At 62.6% G+C, this 19548-nt stretch carries 18 protein-coding genes and 1 tRNA gene; 14 read left to right on the forward strand and 5 right to left on the reverse strand.

Features of this window, described 5'->3' with window-relative positions; genetic code table 11:
* Nucleotides 1–51: 51 nt before the first annotated feature.
* Both ACU8YE_RS14040 and ACU8YE_RS14045 read left to right on the forward strand, forming a co-directional pair.
* Complete coding sequence (locus ACU8YE_RS14040) at nt 52–1590, forward strand: flavin-containing monooxygenase (protein ID WP_446928996.1); 1539 nt, start codon at nt 52–54, stop codon at nt 1588–1590.
* 23 nt (nt 1591–1613) lie between these two features.
* The gene (locus ACU8YE_RS14045) at nt 1614–2570 is read left to right on the forward strand and encodes an alpha/beta fold hydrolase (RefSeq protein ID WP_446928964.1); all 957 of its coding nucleotides are present in this window, start codon (nt 1614–1616) and stop codon (nt 2568–2570) included.
* A gap of 82 nt (nt 2571–2652) precedes the next feature.
* Here ACU8YE_RS14045 and ACU8YE_RS14050 read toward each other — a convergent pair.
* Both ACU8YE_RS14050 and ACU8YE_RS14055 read right to left on the reverse strand, forming a co-directional pair.
* Nucleotides 2653–2729: transfer RNA gene (locus tag ACU8YE_RS14050), tRNA-Met, on the reverse strand.
* A 48-nt stretch (nt 2730–2777) separates the two neighbouring features.
* On the reverse strand, nt 2778–4481 hold the full coding sequence (locus tag ACU8YE_RS14055; protein WP_446928965.1) for an MFS transporter: 1704 nt from the start codon (nt 4479–4481) through the stop codon (nt 2778–2780).
* Nucleotides 4482–4983: 502 nt separating this feature from the next.
* On the opposite strand from ACU8YE_RS14055, the gene ACU8YE_RS14060 reads away from it, so the two are divergent.
* The 4 genes from ACU8YE_RS14060 to ACU8YE_RS14075 all read left to right on the forward strand — a co-directional run bounded on the left by ACU8YE_RS14060 (nt 4984) and on the right by ACU8YE_RS14075 (nt 9578).
* Nucleotides 4984–5292: a DUF485 domain-containing protein gene (locus ACU8YE_RS14060; protein ID WP_232042039.1), complete on the forward strand. Its 309-nt coding sequence runs from the start codon at nt 4984–4986 to the stop codon at nt 5290–5292.
* Nucleotides 5289–7019: a cation acetate symporter gene (locus ACU8YE_RS14065; RefSeq protein WP_316868369.1), complete on the forward strand. Its 1731-nt coding sequence runs from the start codon at nt 5289–5291 to the stop codon at nt 7017–7019. The genes ACU8YE_RS14060 and ACU8YE_RS14065 overlap by 4 nt, the downstream gene beginning before the upstream one ends.
* 65 nt (nt 7020–7084) lie before the next feature.
* Nucleotides 7085–8911, forward strand: a complete 1827-nt coding sequence (locus tag ACU8YE_RS14070) for a DUF294 nucleotidyltransferase-like domain-containing protein (RefSeq protein ID WP_446928966.1) — start codon at nt 7085–7087, stop codon at nt 8909–8911.
* Nucleotides 8912–8927: 16 nt separating this feature from the next.
* Complete coding sequence (locus tag ACU8YE_RS14075; protein WP_260803024.1) at nt 8928–9578, forward strand: 3'-5' exonuclease; 651 nt, start codon at nt 8928–8930, stop codon at nt 9576–9578.
* 8 nt (nt 9579–9586) lie between these two features.
* Here the strand turns inward: ACU8YE_RS14075 and ACU8YE_RS14080 are convergent, their stop codons facing one another.
* From ACU8YE_RS14080 to ACU8YE_RS14090, 3 genes are read right to left on the reverse strand one after another with little or no spacing between them, the layout of a single operon-like run.
* Nucleotides 9587–9898 carry a sodium/substrate symporter small subunit gene (locus ACU8YE_RS14080; protein WP_232042043.1) on the reverse strand — a complete coding sequence of 104 codons (312 nt, stop codon included), beginning with the start codon at nt 9896–9898 and terminating at the stop codon, nt 9587–9589.
* Entirely contained in the window at nt 9895–11463 is a 1569-nt protein-coding gene (locus ACU8YE_RS14085; protein ID WP_232042044.1) for a sensor histidine kinase, read from the reverse strand. Before ACU8YE_RS14085 ends, ACU8YE_RS14080 begins: the two co-directional genes overlap by 4 nt.
* Complete coding sequence (locus ACU8YE_RS14090; RefSeq protein ID WP_232042045.1) at nt 11456–12169, reverse strand: response regulator; 714 nt, start codon at nt 12167–12169, stop codon at nt 11456–11458. Before ACU8YE_RS14090 ends, ACU8YE_RS14085 begins: the two co-directional genes overlap by 8 nt.
* Nucleotides 12170–12434: 265 nt before the next feature.
* Between ACU8YE_RS14090 and recA the strand changes: the two genes are divergently transcribed.
* The 8 genes from recA to ACU8YE_RS14130 all read left to right on the forward strand — a co-directional run bounded on the left by recA (nt 12435) and on the right by ACU8YE_RS14130 (nt 19498).
* Nucleotides 12435–13493 (forward strand): recombinase RecA, encoded by a 1059-nt coding sequence (recA, locus tag ACU8YE_RS14095; RefSeq protein WP_232042046.1) that lies wholly within the window; start codon nt 12435–12437, stop codon nt 13491–13493.
* Nucleotides 13494–13589: 96 nt separating this feature from the next.
* Nucleotides 13590–14069 (forward strand): recombination regulator RecX, encoded by a 480-nt coding sequence (recX, locus tag ACU8YE_RS14100; protein ID WP_446928967.1) that lies wholly within the window; start codon nt 13590–13592, stop codon nt 14067–14069.
* 286 nt (nt 14070–14355) lie between these two features.
* Entirely contained in the window at nt 14356–14982 is a 627-nt protein-coding gene (locus ACU8YE_RS14105; RefSeq protein WP_232042048.1) for a DUF2889 domain-containing protein, read from the forward strand.
* A gap of 66 nt (nt 14983–15048) precedes the next feature.
* Nucleotides 15049–16215 (forward strand): ADP-forming succinate--CoA ligase subunit beta, encoded by a 1167-nt coding sequence (sucC, locus tag ACU8YE_RS14110; RefSeq protein ID WP_092973140.1) that lies wholly within the window; start codon nt 15049–15051, stop codon nt 16213–16215.
* Between the two features lie 88 nt (nt 16216–16303).
* Entirely contained in the window at nt 16304–17185 is an 882-nt protein-coding gene (gene sucD / locus ACU8YE_RS14115; protein WP_116575903.1) for a succinate--CoA ligase subunit alpha, read from the forward strand.
* 160 nt (nt 17186–17345) lie between these two features.
* Complete coding sequence (locus tag ACU8YE_RS14120) at nt 17346–18041, forward strand: TerC family protein (protein ID WP_446928968.1); 696 nt, start codon at nt 17346–17348, stop codon at nt 18039–18041.
* Between the two features lie 185 nt (nt 18042–18226).
* Entirely contained in the window at nt 18227–18748 is a 522-nt protein-coding gene (locus tag ACU8YE_RS14125; RefSeq protein WP_446928969.1) for a pilin, read from the forward strand.
* Between the two features lie 249 nt (nt 18749–18997).
* Complete coding sequence (locus ACU8YE_RS14130) at nt 18998–19498, forward strand: pilin (RefSeq protein WP_446928970.1); 501 nt, start codon at nt 18998–19000, stop codon at nt 19496–19498.
* Nucleotides 19499–19548 lie beyond the last annotated feature (50 nt).

The raw sequence follows: 19548 nt of genomic DNA on the forward strand, positions 1-19548 counted from the left end.
TTGCCACGCCTGCCCCCACGGCTGCAAACAGGAGACCGCATGGATACGACGATGGAGCGAAGCGCTAGCCCGGGCGCGCCCCGCAATCGGGCAACCGCACTCGATAGAGACCTCGATGTGCTCATCGTCGGCGCGGGCCTCTCGGGCATCGGCGCGGCGTATCACCTGCGCGAGCGCTGCCCGTCGGCACGCTTCGCCATCCTTGAAGGGCGCGAAACCATCGGTGGCACGTGGGATCTGTTCCGCTATCCCGGCATCCGATCCGACTCCGACATGTTCACGCTCGGCTACAGCTTCCGGCCGTGGCATAGCAGCAAAGCCATTTCCGACGGCCAGACGATCCTCGATTACATCCGCGACACCGCACGCGTGTTCGGCATCGACAAATCGATCCGCTTCCGCCACAAGGTGACGGGCGCGAGTTGGGATTCCACCGCGGCACGCTGGACCGTGCAAGCGCTGCGCAGCGATGGCGCCCGCGAGGAACCGGTGCAGTTCACCTGCAAGTTCCTCTATATGTGCAGCGGCTACTACGACTATGAGGAGGGTTACGCCCCGACGTGGCCTGAGATGGACACGTTCCAGGGCCGAATCGTCCATCCGCAGCATTGGCCGAACGATTTGTCGTATGCCGGCAAGCGTGTGGTGGTGATCGGCAGCGGCGCCACGGCCGTCACGCTTGTGCCCGCGATGGCCGGCAGCGCGCAGCACGTGACGATGCTGCAGCGCTCGCCTACGTACATCGTCTCGCGGCCCGAGCAAGATGCCGTGGCAAACACGTTGCGTCGCTGGCTGCCGTCGGGCCTGGCTCACCGGCTGGTGCGCACGAAGAACGTGCTGCTGACGATGTACTTCTACAGGCTCGCCCGCCGCAAGCCCAAGGCATTCAAAGACTTCATCATCCGCATGGCCGGTAAGCAGATCGGCCCCGGCTTCGACGTGCGCAAACACCTCACCCCGCGCTACAACCCGTGGGACCAGCGTCTGTGCCTCGTGCCGGATGGCGATCTGTTCAAGACGATCCGCGCGGGCAAGGCGTCGATTGCGACCGACGAAATCGCGCGCTTCACGCCGACCGGCCTGCAGCTCAAGGGCGGAGAGCATCTGGATGCCGACGTGATCGTCACGGCCACGGGGCTCAAGCTGAAGGTGCTGGGCGGGGCCGCCATCAGCGTCGACGGGCGCGCTGTGAACCTGGCAGAGACGGTGTCGTACAAGGGCATGATGTACAGCGGCGTACCGAACCTCGCGTCGTCGTTCGGCTATACGAATGCGTCGTGGACGTTGAAGGCAGAGTTGATCGCGCAGTACGTTTGCAGGCTGCTCAACCACATGCAGTCCAACGGGTTTGATACCTGCGTGCCGCGTCTGGACGACGAAGCCATGAGCCGCGAGCCCGCCGTCGATCTGACGTCCGGCTACATTCAGCGTGCCGCCGGCATCCTGCCCAAGCAGGGCGACAAGCAGCCGTGGAAGTCGTATCAGAACTACGCACGCGATCTGATGATGCTCAGGTTCGGCACACTCGCCGACAGCGCCATGCAGTTTGAACGCCGCGCCCAGCCGATCGGCGCGGCACAGCCCGCTTAACCGCCTGCCGCATCGGGGACACAATGACCAGCACCATTCTTGGCGTCATCGCATTTGCACTCCTGGCGCCTATTGCGTTCACTTTCTTTATCGCGCGCCGCGTCACAAAAGGGTTTCCGCCTGAAGGCAAGTTCATTGATGTCGGGGCAGACCGCGTGCATTACACCGATCGTGGCCAAGGCCCCGCCATCGTGTTCGTGCATGGCTTGTGCGGCAACCTGCGCAACTTTGCGTATCTGGATATAGATCGGCTGGCGCGCTCGCATCGCGTGATCGTGATCGATCGGCCGGGGGCAGGGCGGTCCGTGCGCGGGGCGGATTCGCCTGCCAACATCTACGCGCAGGCGCGCATGGTCGCGCAGTGCATCGAGAAGCTTGGACTCGACAAGCCCGTGCTGGTGGGGCATTCGCTTGGTGGGGCGATTTCACTGGCGGTGGGGTTGAACCATCCGCACGTCGTTCGCCGGCTCGCGTTGATCGCGCCTCTCACGCACGCTGAGAGCGCGCCGCCCGGCGCGTTCGGGGGCTTGGTGTTGCCGTCGCCGCTGGTGCGCAGGCTGGTGTCATGGACGCTTGCGATTCCCCTGTCGATCATCAATTCTCGCAAGGCGATCGCCGCGGTGTTCGCGCCTGAAACCATGCCGAGGGATTTCCCGTTCAAGGGCGGCGGCTTGCTGGGGCTGCGTCCGCACGTGTTCTATGCGGCATCGTCGGATCTCGTTTCTGCGCCGGAAGATCTGCCCGACATGGAACGCCGCTATGCCTCGATGACGGTGCCGGTTGACGTGTTGTACGGTCGCGGTGATCGCATCCTCAACGTCAAACGCCAGGGCGAAGCGCTCAAGCAGAAGCTCGACCGCGTGAATCTGCGCATCATTGACGGCGGCCATATGCTGCCCGTGACGCAGCCGGCGTTGACGACCGATTGGGTATTGGCGATTGCAGCTGCGGCGCCTGCGTACGCCGAGGCGCTTGCCTAACCTGGGCCCCTATGCGGGGCTAGGGACGCACGGAAGCAGCAGAAAAGCAAAAAGCCCTGCCGAAGCAGGGCTTTTTGGTATTTGGTGGCGAATCAGGGACTCGAACCCCGGACCTGCGGATTATGATTCCGTCGCTCTAACCGACTGAGCTAATTCGCCGAAGAAGCGGGATTCTACCGTCTTCGGCGAATATGTCAACCCCCTGTGTCAGTCGTTGCGATAAATATCCACATCCTTGGTTTCGCGCACGAACAGCACACCGATCACGAAGGTGATGGCCGCGATCCAGATCGGGTACCACAAACCGTGATAGATATTGCCGTTCTGGGCCACCAGGGCGAACGAGATGGTCGGCAGCAGGCCCCCGAACCAGCCGTTGCCGATGTGATACGGCAGCGACATCGACGAGTACCGGATGCGTGTCGGGAACATCTCCACCAGCATCGCCGCGATCGGGCCGTAGACCATGGTCACGTAGATCACCAGGATCACCAGGATCACCAGCACCATGATCGTGTTCATCTGGGCGGGATCGGCCTTGGCCGGATAGTTGGCTGCCTTGAGCGATTCGCTCACCTGCTTCTTGAAGTCGGCGATCTTGGCCTTGCTGTCGGCGTCGAAGTTCTGGCCGTCTGCCGTGCGCGTGGCGTTGAGCGAGGTGATCTGCTTACCCGCGATCGAGACCGAAGCGATCGTGCCGGCCGGGCCTTCCACCGTCTCGTAGCTGGCCGACGACTGCGCCAGCGTGCGCTTGGCGATGTCGCACGACGAGCGGAAGTCCACCTCGCGGGCGATCGGGCTGCCCTGGAATGAGCACTCCTTCGGGTCGACCGTGATGGTGATCTGCGCGGTCTGCTGGGCACGCTCCAGCGCCGGGTTGGCGTAGTGCGTGAGCGCCTTGAACAGCGGGAAGTAGGTCAGCACCGCCAGCAGGCAGCCGGCCATGATGATCTTCTTGCGGCCGATGCGGTCAGACAGCGACCCGAAGAACACGAAGAACGGCGTGCCGATGGCAAGCGCCACGGCAATCAGCACGTTGGCCGTGAAGGCGTCGACCTTCAGCACCTGCGTGAGGAAGAACAGCGCGTAGAACTGGCCCGTGTACCACACCACCGCCTGGCCGGCGGTCAGGCCGAGCAGCGCCAGGATCACGATCTTCAGGTTGCGCCATTGGCCGAAAGCTTCCGTCAGCGGGGCTTTGGAGGTCTTGCCCTCGGCCTTCATCTTCTGGAACGCGGGCGACTCGCTCATCGACAGACGGATGTACACCGACGTTGCCAGCAGCAGGATCGAAACCAGGAACGGGATGCGCCAGCCCCAGTCGTCGAACGCCTTGCCGGTCAGTTCACGCACGGCCAGGATGACGACCAGCGAGAGGAACAGGCCCAGCGTAGCCGTCGTCTGGATCCACGACGTGTAGGCACCGCGACGCCCGTGCGGCGCATGCTCGGCGACATACGTGGCAGCGCCACCGTACTCACCGCCCAGCGCCAGACCTTGCAGCATGCGCAGCGCGATCAGAATGACCGGTGCGGCAACGCCAATCGTGCCGTACGACGGAAGCAGACCGACGACGAATGTCGACGTACCCATGATGACGATGGTCACCAGGAACGTGTACTTGCGCCCGATCATGTCGCCCAGGCGGCCGAACACCAGCGCGCCGAACGGGCGCACCAGGAAGCCGGCGGCAAACGCCAGCAGTGCAAAGATGAAGCCCGCCGTGGGGTCCAGGCCCGAGAAGAACTGCTTGGCGATGATGGCCGCCAACGAGCCGTAGAGATAAAAGTCGTACCACTCGAACACCGTCCCCAGCGACGAAGCGAAGATGACCTTCTTCTCCTCCTTTGTCATGGGCGCGGGCTGTACACGCCCAGCGGGCGCGTTCGGTGCACTTTGCACGGTTGCCATGTTGTCTCCTGTTTTTTTCGTAGGTCGTCCCGCTGGGCACGGACATGACAACGCAAACGCTTTTCGCCCGCGGAAGTGTCAACGATTGTGGGAGCCGAAACTTACGGCGTTCTGACAGGCATGTGCTTTTCAATGCATGCGATCGGTGGCCGGGATTTCAAGAAAATCAAGCACTTGGACTCGCCTCGATCCTTCAGTGGGATGCGTGCGCTGCATCATCCGGGAGCCGCCTTGTGCCCGCAGTGCCAGCCGGTATGTGCGCCTCCTGCGAATGTGCATATGCACAAGATGCACGCGCGTTGCCACCGTCGTTTGGGGCGAAGGGACCCGGCCCGCGGCCCATTTGCCGCTGGACGTTGCGCACTGTTTCTTACGTTGTTTTGCGGCGCTAGGGAAAACCACTATCGCAGGAAACCGCCACCGGCGGCGTGAGTAAGAGTTCAGTCAGTTTCGCTATCCAGAATCGCCGCACACATTCCAAAAGCAAACCAGGAGACAGGCGATGCAGGATGGATTGGTAGGAAAAATCGAGGCGCATCCGAAATACGCGCAGCTCAAACAGCGGCGCAACAAGCTCGGAATCGTTCTGACAGTGCTGATGCTGGCTGTGTACTACGGCTACATCGCGCTGATCGCGTTCGATAAGGCGTTTCTCGCCAAGCCCGTGGGCACGGGCGTGATGAGCGTGGGCGTGCCCGTCGGTATGGCGGTCATCGTCTTCACGATCGTCATTACCGGCATCTACGTGCGCCGGGCCAACAGCGAATACGACCAACTGACGCAGGACATCTTGAAGGACGTCGCCAAATGAAGAAGATGCTTTCGATTCTGCTGGTGGCGCTGCTGGCCGCTGGCGCCTGCGGAGCGGCTCTGGCTGCCGGCGGCGATGTCGGACAGACCGCCAAGCAGGAAACCAACACCACGGCCATCGTGCTGTTTGCTGTGTTCGTGGCCGGCACGCTGTGGATCACGAAGTGGGCAGCCAAGCGTACGCGCTCCGCGGCAGATTTCTATACGGCGGGCGGTGGTATCACCGGTTTCCAGAATGGCCTGGCCATCTCGGGCGACTACATGTCGGCAGCGTCCTTCCTGGGCATTTCGGCGGCCGTGATGACCTCCGGCTACGATGGCCTGATCTATTCCATCGGTTTTCTGGTCGGCTGGCCGATCATCACGTTCCTGATGGCCGAGCGGCTGCGCAACCTCGGCAAGTTCACCTTTGCGGACGTGGCGGGCTACCGGTTTGAGCAAGGCCCCATCCGCAGCTTTGCCGCAGTTGGCACGCTGGTGGTGGTGGCGTTCTATCTGATCGCGCAGATGGTCGGTGCAGGCCAGCTCATCAAGCTGCTGTTCGGGCTGGATTACTGGATCGCGGTGGTCATCGTGGGCGCGTTGATGATGGTCTACGTGCTTTTTGGCGGTATGACCGCAACCACCTGGGTGCAGATCATCAAGGCGTGCATGCTGCTTGCCGGCGTGACCTTCATGGCGATCATGGTGATGGCGCAGTACGGCTTCAGCCTGGAAGCGCTGTTCGCCAAGGCCGTGCAGGTCAAGACGGCCATTGCAGCCAATGCCGGCAAATCGCCCGATGAGGCAGCCAAGATCGGTCTGTCTGTGATGGCGCCGGGCGGCTTCATCAAGGATCCGATCTCGGCCATCTCGTTCGGCATGGCGCTGATGTTTGGCACCGCTGGTCTGCCGCACATCCTGATGCGTTTCTTCACGGTGCCCGATGCCAAGGAAGCACGCAAATCGGTCTTCTGGGCAACCACCTGGATCGGCTACTTCTACATCCTGATCTTCATCATCGGCTTTGGTGCGATCACGCTGGTCTTGACGAACCCGGAACTGTCGGACGTGGCCAAGGGCGTCATCAAGGGCGGCGCGGGCACGGCCAACATGGCAGCCGTGCTGGTGGCCAAGACGGTCGGCGGCGATGTGTTCTACGGCTTCATTTCGGCCGTGGCATTTGCAACGATCCTTGCGGTGGTGGCGGGTCTCACGCTGTCGGGCGCTTCGGCGGTGTCGCATGATCTCTACGCCACGGTCTTCAAGCACGGCAAGGCCAACAGCGCAGATGAACTGAGGGTGTCGCGCATCACCACCCTGGTGCTCGGTGTGATCGCCGTGTTGCTCGGCATCGCTTTCGAGAAACAGAACATCGCGTTCATGGTGTCGCTGGCGTTTGCGGTGGCGGCGTCGGCCAACTTCCCGGTGTTGTTCCTCTCGATGCTGTGGAAGGGCTGCACCACGCGCGGTGCGGTCATTGGCGGGTTCCTGGGGCTGATCTCGTCGGTGGGTTTGACGATCGTTTCGCCGTCGGTGTGGGAAGCCACGCTCGGTTATCCGAAGGGCTCGGCGTGGTTCCCGTACACGTCGCCCGCGCTGTTCTCGATGACGATCGGCTTCGTGGGCGTGTGGCTGTTCTCGGTGCTGGACAGCAGTGTTCGCGCCAAGAACGAGAAGGCGTCGTTTGCCGCGCAGCAGGTTCGTTCGGAAACGGGTCTCGGTGCGGCTGGCGCATCGGGCCACTGATCGGCAATTCGCCACGCTGATGGGAGGCGGGTGACGCGATTGCATCGCCCGCCTTCAAGGCAACCATGCCCAGCGCTTTCAACTTCACCGTCTGGCCGTTCGACTGCCTCAACCAGGACGAGCAGCGCCTGGTGCGCGATGCCGTCGACATCGGCTACTACCCGCAAGGGCAAATCATCCTCGATACGGGTGCCGCACCGCTGCACCTGTTCTTGATCATCAAAGGCCGCGTCGCCCAGTACGACGGCGACGAGCTGATCGCTACCTATGGACCCGACGATTGCTTTGACGGCCGGGCGCTGGTGGCCGGCAAGGCGAGCAGCCGCTTCGTCGCGGCTCAAGAAGTCGTCGTCTATCAGGTTGCGCGCCAGGCGGTGCGTGACCTCATTGCGGCCAACGCCACCTTCGGTGCGCTGCTTTTTTCAGACCTCGGCAGCAAGCTGAGCGCCATTGCCCAGCGGCAAAGCATGGAGACGATGCAGTCGCTGGCCGTCTCGCGCGTGAGCGATGCCTTCATCCGGCCCGCCCATTTTGTGGATGCCGACACGGACGTGGTCTCCGTGGTCAAGCTGTTCCAGGCACACAACACTTCCAACGTGCTCGTGCGTGATGGCACCAGCAGCCCGCCGCGCATGGGCATCTTCACACGCAGTTCCTTGCAGCGCGCCGTCCTGCAAGGCACACCGCTGGATCGTCTGCCGGTAGGCCAGATGAGCCAGTTCTCCCTCATCACCGTGCCGGCCTCCGCGCAGATCGGCGATGCCCTGACACTGATGCTGCGCCATCGCGTTCACCGGCTCGTCGTCACGCAGGGAGACGACATTCTCGGTTTGCTCGAATCACTGGATGTGTTCAGCTTCCTGGCCAACCACTCGTATCTGCTGACGGTGCAGATCAACCTGGCCCAGGACTTGGACGCACTCGCGCAGGTGGCCGCGCAGATCACGCGGATGGTCGCGCTGCTCACCCGTGGCGGCTCGCGCATTGACCACGTTGCCAGCCTCGTGCGCGAAATCAACGCGCGGCTGTTTGAGCGGGCCTGGCAGATGATCGCCCCCCGGGAACTGGTGGAAAACAGTTGCCTGTTCGTCATGGGCAGCGAGGGGCGCGGCGAGCAACTGCTCAAGACCGATCAGGACAACGCGCTGGTGCTGCGCGATGGCTACGTGCCTCCCGCTGATCTGCAGCGCATCGTCACGCGCTTCTCCGATGCGCTGGCCGCGTTCGGCTATCCGCCTTGCCCGGGCGGCATCATGCTCAGCCGGCCCGAGTGGTGCATGAGCGCGAGCGACTTTGCGCGACGCATTCGCGAATGGCTGATCCTGCCGAGCCCCGAGGGCTTGATGCATCTGGCCATCTTTTTCGATGCGCATGCGGTGTGCGGCGATGCCGCCTTGCTCAAACAACTGCGGCGGACGCTGCTGGAACTGACGATCGACAATGACGCGGTACTTGGCCGCTTTGCCGCTGCCATTGAAGCCTTCAGTGCCGCGCCAGGTTGGCGGGATCGCCTGCTCGGGTTTGGCGATTCCGACCCAGTGCTCGACGTAAAGAAGGAGGGCATCTTCCCGATTGTCCACGGGGTGCGCAGCCTTGCGCTGGCCCACCGCATACTCGACGAGACCGGCACTGTGCCGCGCCTGGATGCATTGGTGCGCGCCGAGGCCCTCGACGCGCACATGGCTGCCGAGTTGAGCGAGAGCCTGCACTTCCTGATGACGCTGCGGCTCAAGGCCGGGCTGGCGGAAATCGATGCGCATCAACCGGTGTCGTGCGACGTGCACCTGTCGCGCCTGTCGTCGTTGGAGCGCGATCTGCTCAAGGATGCGCTGAGCACCGTCAAACGCTTCAAGGCGCTGCTGCGGCAGCGCTGGCGGACCGAGTGGATGTGAAGATGGACGGGCAGTCATGAACGGACGGCTCTCCGACTGGCTGCAGGCACTGCAAAGGCGGCGCCAGTTGCGCAGGTTGCGCGATCCGGCGTTTCGCTTCCTGTTCGAGGCCCCGCCCCCAGATGAGTGGGTCGCGCTCGATTGCGAGACCACAGGCCTGAACGTGCGCACCGACGAGATCATCTCCATCGGCGCCGTCCGTATCGTCGGCAATCGCATTCTGACCAGCCAGCGCCTGGAATTGCTGATCAGGCCGCGCGGGGAGATGCGCGCAGACAGCATCTGCGTGCATCGTCTGCGCAACCGCGACCTGGACAGCGGTGTATCGATCGAGCAGGCCGTTCATGCACTGCTGCACTTCATCGGCAGCCGGCCATTGGTGGGTTACTACCTTGAGTTCGACGTGGCAATGCTCAATCGGGTGGTGGCGCCCATGCTTGGCATCGGCTTGCCGCAGCCCAAGATTGAAGTCTCCGCCCTGTATTACGACTATCAGTTCCGGCAGCTGCCGCCGTATCGGCAACAGGGCGACCCCGATCTGGATCTGCGCTTCGCCACTGTCATGAAGGGATTGGACTTGCCGACCTGGGACGCGCACGACGCGCTTAACGACGCGGTGATGGCAGCGTTGGCGTTTGTGAAGCTGCGCCATCTGGGTGCAGCGTAACGTCCGGGTCAGATGGACGGCGGGTGGGATGACTTAGATGCCTCGCCTTGCGCCGTTTCGTCGTCTTGTGTGGCCGCATCCGCGGCGCGGTTGGTGCGCCACGCATAGAGGACTGTAATCAGCACATACACGATGGGCGCACCCTGCGCGCCGACCCAGTAGGCGAAGGTCCAGTCCGAGTTGAAGAAGTGCGTCGACAGGTCGCGCGCAAAGAACGCGACCACGAACGTCACCACAAACCACACCGCGAGCAGCGCCGCGATCCAGCGCATGTTGGTAATCCACCGGCGGCGCGCCGGGGTTCCGGGCGTAATGCTCATGCGTTGGTTTCCTCGCCCCGCGAGCAGAGGTGCAACGTAATGCGAAAGCGCGCCCCCGCCAGCCGCGGTGACGCCTGGTACACGTTGTCGAGCACCTCGATGTCGCCGCCATGCTGCTGCACGATCTCGCGCACGATGGCCAGGCCCAGCCCGCTGCCCTCGGCTTGTGTGCCGAGAATGCGGTAGAAGCGCTGCATCACGCGTTCGCGCTCGGCCACCGGGATGCCGGGGCCGGTGTCGTCCACGTCGATGAAGACAAACGGCTCGAATGGCGCCGTAGTCACGCGCACGGTGACATGTCCGCCGTCGGGCGTGTAGCGGATCGCGTTGTCGAGGAGGTTGTTGAGCATCTCGGCGAGCATCGTCGCATTGCCCGAAATCATGACCGGCGGCCCCGGCTCCTCAAAACCGAGGTCGATCTGCTTGGCCCACGCCTTGGGCAGCCAGTCGGCCACCACCTGGCGCGACAGCGCGCAGATATCCAGCGGCACCAGACCGTCGGTCGCGCCCATGTTCTCCATGCGTGCCAGCGAGAGCAACTGCTTGACGAGGTGCGCCGTGCGATCCGAACTGTCGGCGATATGCGCGAGCGTGCGGCGCAGTTCATCGGGCGATTGTTCGCGCTGGGCCAGCTCGGCCTGCATGCGCAGCCCGGCCAGCGGCGTCTTCATCTGATGCGCGGCATCCGCAATGAAGCGCTTCTGCGTATGCACCGATTGCTCCAGCCGCCCCAGCAGATCATTGAACGACGCCACCAGCGGCGTCAGTTCCTGGGGCGCGGCGCCTTCATCGATGGGGCTGGTGTCGCCCGGGTTGCGCGCGCGAATGCGTTCCTGAATCGCATTGAGCGGCGCCAGCCCGCGCGTGAGGCCGAACCACACCAGTATCACCGCCAACGGCAGGATCACGAACTGCGGCAGGATCACGCCCTTGATGATTTCGTTGGCGAGTTGCGCGCGCTTGTCGAGCGTCTCCGCCACCTGCACCAGCGCGGGCTTGCCGTCGGAGCCCGGCCGCTGCACGAAGGTATACGCAACACGAATCTCTGCGCCGTGGATGTGGTCGTCGCGCAGTTGCACGAGGCCACCGGCGTTGGCGTCTTCTTCGGGCGGCAGCGGGAGGTCGCGATCACCCGAGACAAACTCACCGTTGGTGCCGAGCACCTGGTAGTAGATATTGTCGGTTTCGTCCGCACGCAAAATCTCACGCGCCGAGATCGGCAGTTGCAGCGTCACGCGTCCATTCACCTCGCGCAACTGCTGGCTGAGCACGATCGCGCTCGATTCCAGCGCGCGGTCATATGGCGCATTCGCAATCGACTTGGCCACCAGGTACGTCACCGCAATGCTCATCGGCCACAGCAACAGCAGCGGCGCGAGCATCCAGTCGAGAATTTCGCCGAAGAGGGATCGGGCGACGGGCCGCGTGGCGTCGTCTTCGAGGTGGGGGAGGGTGTCGGCGAGGTCGCTGTCCTCGTCACGGCCATTGGGCCCGGGCGCCGCATCGCCGCGCTCGCGCAGCGACGCGCGATGCCGACGCCACGGCCAGGCCAGCCGGTCACCCATGGGCAGCTGTCGCGGTGGTGGTCGTTGGGGTGGCCATGCGTTCCAGGCAATAGCCCAGCCCGCGCACGGTCGCGATGCGGATGCCTTCCACCTCGATCTTCTTGCGCAGCCGGTGGATGTAGACCTCGATGGCGTTGTTGCTGACTTCCTCGCCCCAGCCGCAGAGGTGGTCGACCAACTGCTCTTTCGAGACCAGGCGGCCGACGCGCGCCAGCAGGATCTCCAGCAGCCCGATCTCACGCGCCGACAGTTCCACCACCTGGTCGTGGATATAGGCGATGCGCCCGACCTGGTCGAACGCCAGCGGCCCATGGCGCACGAGCGTGGCGCCCCCGCCGGTGCCGCGCCGCACCAGCGCACGCACGCGCGCTTCCAGTTCGGATAGCGCGAACGGCTTGGCCATGTAATCGTCGGCGCCCAGGTCCAGGCCCTTGACGCGTTCCTCCACACTGTCGGCGGCGGTCAGGATCAGCACCGGCAGCATGGCCCCGCGCGAGCGCAGGCGTTTGAGGACCTCCAGCCCCGACATGCGCGGCAGGCCCACGTCGAGAATCAGCAGATCATAGGTCTGTGCCGTCTGCGCGGACAGAGCCGCGTCGGCAGTCGCCCCATCGGAGGCTTGGTCGACGGCGTAACCCGCCTGGCGTAGCGAGCGTGTGAGCCCGTCAGCCAGCGTGGCGTCGTCTTCGGCAATCAGGATGCGCATGCGTGTCTCCCCGCGATGCCGGGCAAGATGTCTTGCCCATCCCGCCCGCTACATTGTTTTCGCGCGACATATGTTCTGGAGACTTGTCAAAACCACTGGTTTTTTATACAGTACTCCGAATTCGCGGTGCTGTAGTCTTGGCGGCGCTAAAGTCATGGAATGGGTCGCGTCGGGGCAATCAGCCAGCGGCCCGTTGTTGCAGGCAACCGCTGGAATCGCAAGCCCTTGCGGCCCATTTATACACCAATTTGCACGAAGGACGACCATGGAAGACGGTAAGAAGGCAGCCGCGATGAGCGCGGAAAAGCAGAAGGCGCTGGCTGCCGCGCTCGCGCAGATCGAAAAGCAGTTCGGCAAGGGCTCCATCATGAAGATGGGCGACGCCGAGGTCGAGCCGGTCCAGGTCGTGTCGACGGGTTCGCTGGGGCTGGACGTGGCGCTGGGCGTTGGCGGCCTGCCGCGCGGCCGCGTCATTGAAATCTACGGTCCGGAATCGTCGGGCAAGACCACGCTGACACTGCAAGTGGTTGCCGAGATGCAGAAGCTGGGCGGTACTTGCGCCTTCATCGACGCAGAACATGCGCTTGACGTCACTTATGCTGACAAGATTGGCGTCAGCGTGCCGGACTTGCTGATCTCCCAGCCGGACACGGGTGAACAGGCCCTGGAAATTGCCGATGCGCTGGTGCGCTCGGGCTCGGTCGACCTGATCGTCATCGACTCGGTGGCCGCGCTGGTGCCGAAGGCTGAAATTGAAGGCGAAATGGGCGACGCGTTGCCGGGCCTGCAGGCCCGTCTGATGAGCCAGGCGCTGCGCAAACTGACCGGCACCATCAAGAAGACCAATTGCATGGTCATCTTCATCAACCAGATCCGCATGAAGATCGGCGTGATGTTCGGCTCGCCGGAAACGACCACGGGTGGTAACGCGCTCAAGTTCTACGCTTCGGTGCGTCTGGACATCCGCCGCATCGGCTCGATCAAGAAGGGCGACGACGTGGTCGGCAACGAGACCAAGGTCAAGGTCGTCAAGAACAAGGTGGCGCCGCCGTTCCGCGAGGCCATCTTCGACATCCTGTATGGCCAGGGCGTGTCGCGCGAGGGCGAAATCATCGACCTCGGTGTGGAAGCCAAGATTGTTGAAAAGTCCGGCGCCTGGTACAGCTACGGCGGCGAGCGCATCGGCCAAGGCCGCGACAACTGCCGTGAATACCTGCGTGAGAACCCCGACCTTGCCCGCGACATCGAAAACAAGGTTCGCGAAGCACTGGGCGTGACGCCGATGGGCGCCATCGCAGTGGCCGAGGAAGTCGGAGAAGAGTAATTGGGTTGGCCGTCGACGCAGATCGACGGCTCTATCGAGCTTCATACGCCTGCCGTCCCCCAACGGTGGGCGTTTTCTTTTTGAGCCTGGAACCGTATGCCGTTGCCGCGCCCACCGTTATCGCTCAAGGCTCGTGCGCTGGGCTATCTGTCTCGGCGCGAGCACAGCCGCATCGAATTGCGCCGTAAGTTGGCTCCGCACGCCGCATCCGCCGAGGAGGTCGACGCGCTGCTGGATTGGCTGGAAGGCGAGAACTGGCTCTCCAACACACGGTTTGCCGAAAGCATGGTGCACCGCCGCGCAGGTCGCTACGGTACAGCGCGCTTGATGCAGGAGCTGAAAACGCATCAGCTGGGCGCAGAGACGCTGGGCGAGGTCAAGGCCCAACTGCAAAGCACGGAAGCGGCACGGGCGAAAGCCCTGTGGGAAAAGCGCTTCGGCCGCCCACCGGCCGACTTGGCCGAACGGGCCAAGCAGGTGCGATACATGATGGCGCGTGGATTCTCCAGGGCCGTGGTCTCGCGCATCATTGCAGGCACCGATGAACTGCTCGAAGATGGGGACGGGTCGGACTGAGTACTGTCGATCTTGCAACAATTCGTCCGGACAATTCATTTGTGTGCGGATCGCGTGAGTTGCACCTCTCGAGGTTGTTGCAACCACTTTCACACTGCATTGCAGCACGCGACCTGCCCGGTCGTGGCGACGTGTTAAAATCCAAGTCTTTGATATCGCCCTCAATTCTGGTTGCTGGGCGGTAGTGTTCGTGTGTGGCGGCTGATGCGCTTCTACATACGTCCTGCAGGCGATGCGCGAGATCCGCGTGCGCCGCCTCCATCGGTCCTATCGGTCTGTCTGGTCCATGCCTCTGTCTGCCCCCGTCCCGCGCGTCATGCGCCACCGCCGTGCCATCACGGTGGAGGCCTATTTGCGGGAAGACGGCTTGTGGGACATCGAAGCGCGCCTGACCGACACCAAACCACGCGACATCCCCCTGGCCAGCGGCGGCGTGCGCCCCGAGGGCCAGCCGCTGCATGACCTGTGGCTGCGCGTGACGATCGATACCCGCATGAACGTCGTGGATGCCGAAGCGTGTTCCGACTGGGTGCCGTACCCCACACATTGCGACACGATTGGCCCCGCCTACCGAAAGCTCATCGGCCTGAACCTGATGAAGGGATTTCGAAAGGCCTCGCGTGAGAGACTTGGCGGCGTGGCGGGTTGTACGCATCTGACCGAGCTGTGTGGCGTGCTGCCGACCGCCGCCATCCAGGCCTTCGCGGGCGACGTCTTCCCGGTGCGCGACAACTCGAACGACCTCCGGCCTGTCGAGCCCGGTGAAAAACCGCCTTATCAACTCCACGGCTGCCATGCCCTGCATCTTGAGGGCGAGGTGGTCCGCAAGCATTACCCGCGCTGGTTTGCATATCAGCCCGAAGCCAAGATCCAACCGCCACCCACCGAACTGTCGCCTGAGCCCTCGTCCTGAAGGGCACCGCGCTGTTCGCGTTTTCAATACTCATCACACTCACTCTGCCTAGCAAAGGAAACACGCATGAATATCCATGAGTACCAAGGCAAGGAAATCCTGCGCAAATACAATGTGCCGGTTCCGCGCGGCATTCCGGCCTTCTCGGTCGACGAGGCTATCAAGGCCGCAGAAACCCTGGGCGGCCCGGTGTGGGTCGTGAAGGCGCAGATTCATGCGGGCGGCCGTGGCAAGGGCGGCGGCGTGAAGGTGGCCAAGAGCATGGAGCAGGTCAAGGAATACGCCAGCAGCATCCTGGGCATGACGCTGGTGACGCACCAGACCGGTCCGGAAGGCAAGCTGGTCAAGCGTCTGCTGATCGAAGAAGGCGCGGACATCAAGAAGGAACTGTACGTGTCGCTGGTGGTGGACCGTGTGTCGCAGCAGGTCGCGCTGATGGCCTCGAGCGAAGGCGGCATGGACATCGAAGAAGTCGCAGAATCGCACCCGGAAAAAATCCACACGCTTCTGATCGATCCGCAAGCCGGCCTGCAAGACGCCCAGGCTGACGACATCGCCCGCAAGATCGGCGTGCCCGACGCGAGCGTGCCGCAAGCCCGTCAAGCCCTGCAGGGCCTGTACAAGGCATTCTGGGAAACCGACGCTTCGCAAGCTGAAATCAACCCGCTGATCCTGACCGGCGACGGCAAGGTCATCGCGCTGGACGCCAAGTTCAACTTCGATTCGAACGCGCTGTTCCGTCACCCGGAAATCGTTGCCTACCGCGATCTGGATGAAGAAGACCCGGCTGAAATCGAAGCCTCGAAGTTCGACCTGGCCTACATCTCGCTCGACGGCAACATCGGTTGCCTGGTGAACGGCGCCGGCCTGGCCATGGCCACGATGGACACCATCAAGCTGTTCGGTGGCGAGCCGGCCAACTTCCTCGATGTGGGCGGCGGTGCCACCACTGAGAAGGTGACCGAAGCCTTCAAGCTGATGCTGAAGAACCCGGACGTGAAGGCCATTCTGGTCAACATCTTCGGCGGCATCATGCGTTGCGACGTGATCGCCGAAGGCGTGATCGCGGCGGCGAAGGCTGTGTCGCTGTCGGTGCCGCTGGTCGTGCGCATGAAGGGCACCAACGAAGACCTCGGCAAGAAGATGCTGGCTGACTCGGGTCTGCCCATCATTGCCGCAGACACGATGGCAGAGGCCGCCGAGAAGGTCGTGGCCGCAGCCGCCGGCAAGTAAGCCGCCCGCTGACCCAACCATACGCGAACGCGAGTTGCGCCCGCTGCTGAGTACGTCGGCGCGGCTCGCTGCATAAAAGGATTACAGCATGTCGATTCTGATCAACAAAGATACCAAGGTCATCACCCAGGGGATCACCGGTAAGACCGGCCAGTTCCACACCCGCGGCTGCCGCGATTACGCCAACGGCAAGAACTGCTTCGTCGCAGGCGTGAACCCGAAGAAGGCCGGCGAAGACTTCGAAGGCATTCCCATCTACGCAACCGTCAAGGACGCCAAGGCACAGACCGGCGCGACCGTGTCGGTGATCTACGTGCCGCCCGCAGGCGCCGCTGACGCCATCTGGGAAGCTGTCGAAGCCGAACTGGACCTGGTGGTTTGCATCACCGAAGGCATCCCCGTGCGCGACATGATGATGGTCAAGGACAAGATGCGTAAGGCCGGCAGCAAGACGCTGCTGCTGGGCCCGAACTGCCCGGGCCTGATCACGCCGGACGAAATCAAGATCGGCATCATGCCGGGCCACATCCACCGCAAGGGCCGCATCGGCGTGGTGTCGCGCTCGGGCACGCTGACGTACGAAGCCGTGGGCCAGCTGACCGCGCTGGGCCTGGGCCAATCGTCGGCAGTCGGTATCGGCGGCGACCCGATCAACGGTCTGAAGCACATCGACGTGATGAAGATGTTCAACGACGATCCGGAAACGGACGCCGTGGTCATGATTGGTGAGATCGGCGGTCCGGACGAAGCCAACGCGGCTTACTGGATCAAGGACAACATGAAGAAGCCGGTGGTTGGCTTCATCGCTGGCGTGACCGCGCCTCCGGGCAAGCGCATGGGCCACGCCGGCGCGCTGATCTCGGGCGGTGCCGACACCGCGCAAGCGAAGCTGGACATCATGGAAGCCTGCGGCATCAAGACCACCAAGAACCCGTCGGAAATGGCACGTCTGCTCAAGGCGATGCTGTAATCGGCAAGGTTTGAGGTTATGCGAGAACGGGAGGCCTGGCCTCCCGTTTTTGTTTGGTCGCGACGCAGCATGCGATCCAGGCACGACATGTGTATAAGCAAACAAGATGCTGCAAGCGGGCTCACCGCAAGCCAACCCAAAGGACATCTACGAGAACACTATGGCGCTCACCTCAAGCGCATTCTGGTTCGCACTCGGCTCCATCATCCTGACCAACATCGTGCTGTCGGGCGACAACGCGGTCGTCATCGCGCTGGCCGCGCGCAACCTACCCAAGCGCCAGCAGAAACAGGCCATTTTCTGGGGCAGCGCCGGCGCGATTGTGCTGCGCGTCGTGCTGACCGTGCTGGCCGTCAAGCTGCTTGCGCTGCCGTATCTGAAAACGATTGGCGCGCTGCTGCTCGCCTACATCGGCGTGAAGCTGCTCACGGAAGCCGAAGATGAAGCCGCCGATCGCCATCAGCGTGCCGGCCTATGGCCCGCCATCCAGACAATCCTTATCGCCGACTTTGTGATGTCGCTCGATAACGTCGTCGCCGTGGCTGCCGCTGCGGAGAAAGGGCCGCCGGGCACGACGTTTCTGCTGCTGGTGCTGGGGCTTGGCTTCTCGGTGCCGTTGATCGTGTTCGGCAGCACGCTGCTGGTAGGGATCATGGCGCGCTTCCCGGTCATCATCACGCTCGGGGCGGCACTGCTTGGGTATCTGGCTGGCGACATGCTGGTCACCGATCCCGTTGATGCCGTGTGGTTTGAGCACGTGGTCCCGTATGCGGACGTGGTGGTGGGATGCGTTGGAGCGCTGTTGGTGGTGGGCGTAGGCCGCTGGCTCGGCCGGCGAACGTTGCGCCAGGTCTAGTCCGAAGGGTTCCCCCCGAAAGTAGGTGATGACGGGTTCTGTCGAGAATTCTGTCAAGAACGGTCAGATTTGGCCTCGAATTCCGGCCAAAGTGCGCCAGTTTTTGCGCGGATACACAATGTGTGCCATGGCATGGTCCCTGCAAGGTGGCCTCCCAACAACAAAATGCCTTTTGGGGAGAGGTCATGGGCTTCAAGTACAGCAAGGGAACAAGGCGTCGGGCGCGCGGCTTTACGCTGATCGAACTGATGATCGTAGTGGCGATTGTTGGGATTTTGGCGGCGTTGGCGATTCCGGCGTATCAGGACTATGCGATTCGGTCGCGGGTGACGGAGGGGCTGATCATTGCGGTGCAGGCGAAGGCGTTGGTAGTTGAAAACGCCGCAAACGCACAAAGCAGCCTGTCCTTGGGCGCTGCTTCGCTACCGGCCACACGCAATGTGGCCTCGTTAGATATTGATGGTAGCTCTGGAGAAATTTCCATCGGGTTCACCTCCAGCGTGGCCGGAGCCGGCAGCAACACGCTAATTCTCACGCCTTACTCGGGCACTGCGTCCTCTACATACGCGAATCTCAGTGCGGGGTCGGCTCCTCCTGCCGTCGTTATGTGGGTATGCTCGGCGAATGGCAAACAAATGCCACCGAACGTCAACCGCATCGGGACGCCAACTCTGGATGCTCGATATGCTCCGGCGGAGTGTAGATAGCGGCCCTTGCGCTCAGTCGAGGCCCTATGCGCCGTTTTCATGTAAGCTGCCGGCCACTGGTGACTTGGTGTCAGCTCCATAGAAATTGACGATCCACGTCATGGCATGTCAAAAACTGTCACTTCATGCCCAAGCAGTAGAGCGAATAGCGACAGTTTTGACACACAAGCTCACGGAATCGAGGTGGCACAGTCCCTGCTCTAATAGCCCTGCATCATCCTTAACCAAATTTTTCCGGGGGAAAATTCAATGAAATCGATGCGTCGTCTGAACAAGCGTGTCCAGAAGGGTTTCACGCTGATCGAACTGATGATCGTGGTCGCAATCGTCGGTATTCTGGCTGCAATCGCCATTCCGGCGTACCAGGACTACACGATCCGTTCGCGCGTGACGGAAGGCCTGTCGCTGGCTGCTGCAACCAAGGTGCTGGTGGCTGAAAATGCCGCCAACGGTATCGACGCTGCGACTGGCTTTACTCCTCCGGGCTCGACCAAGAACGTTTCCAGCCTCAACGTGGCCTCGGGTACCGGTGTGATTACTGTTACCTATAATTCGAATGCTGGCAGCGGTGACCTGACGATTACGCCTTACTACACGAGCGGTGCGACCGGCACGAATCTGTCGACGGGGGTCGTTCCTACTGCCCCGATTCAATGGCGTTGTGCCGCCGCTGGCGCGTCGGCTCCCTCGGGCGTCACCATTACGGCAGGGTCGTTGCTGGCTAAGTACGCTCCGGCAGAGTGCCGTTAAGTTACACTGCCTTGCATAGCAAGAGCGCCTTCGGGCGCTCTTTTTGTTTC

The organism is Ralstonia sp. VS2407, from assembly GCF_052950655.1.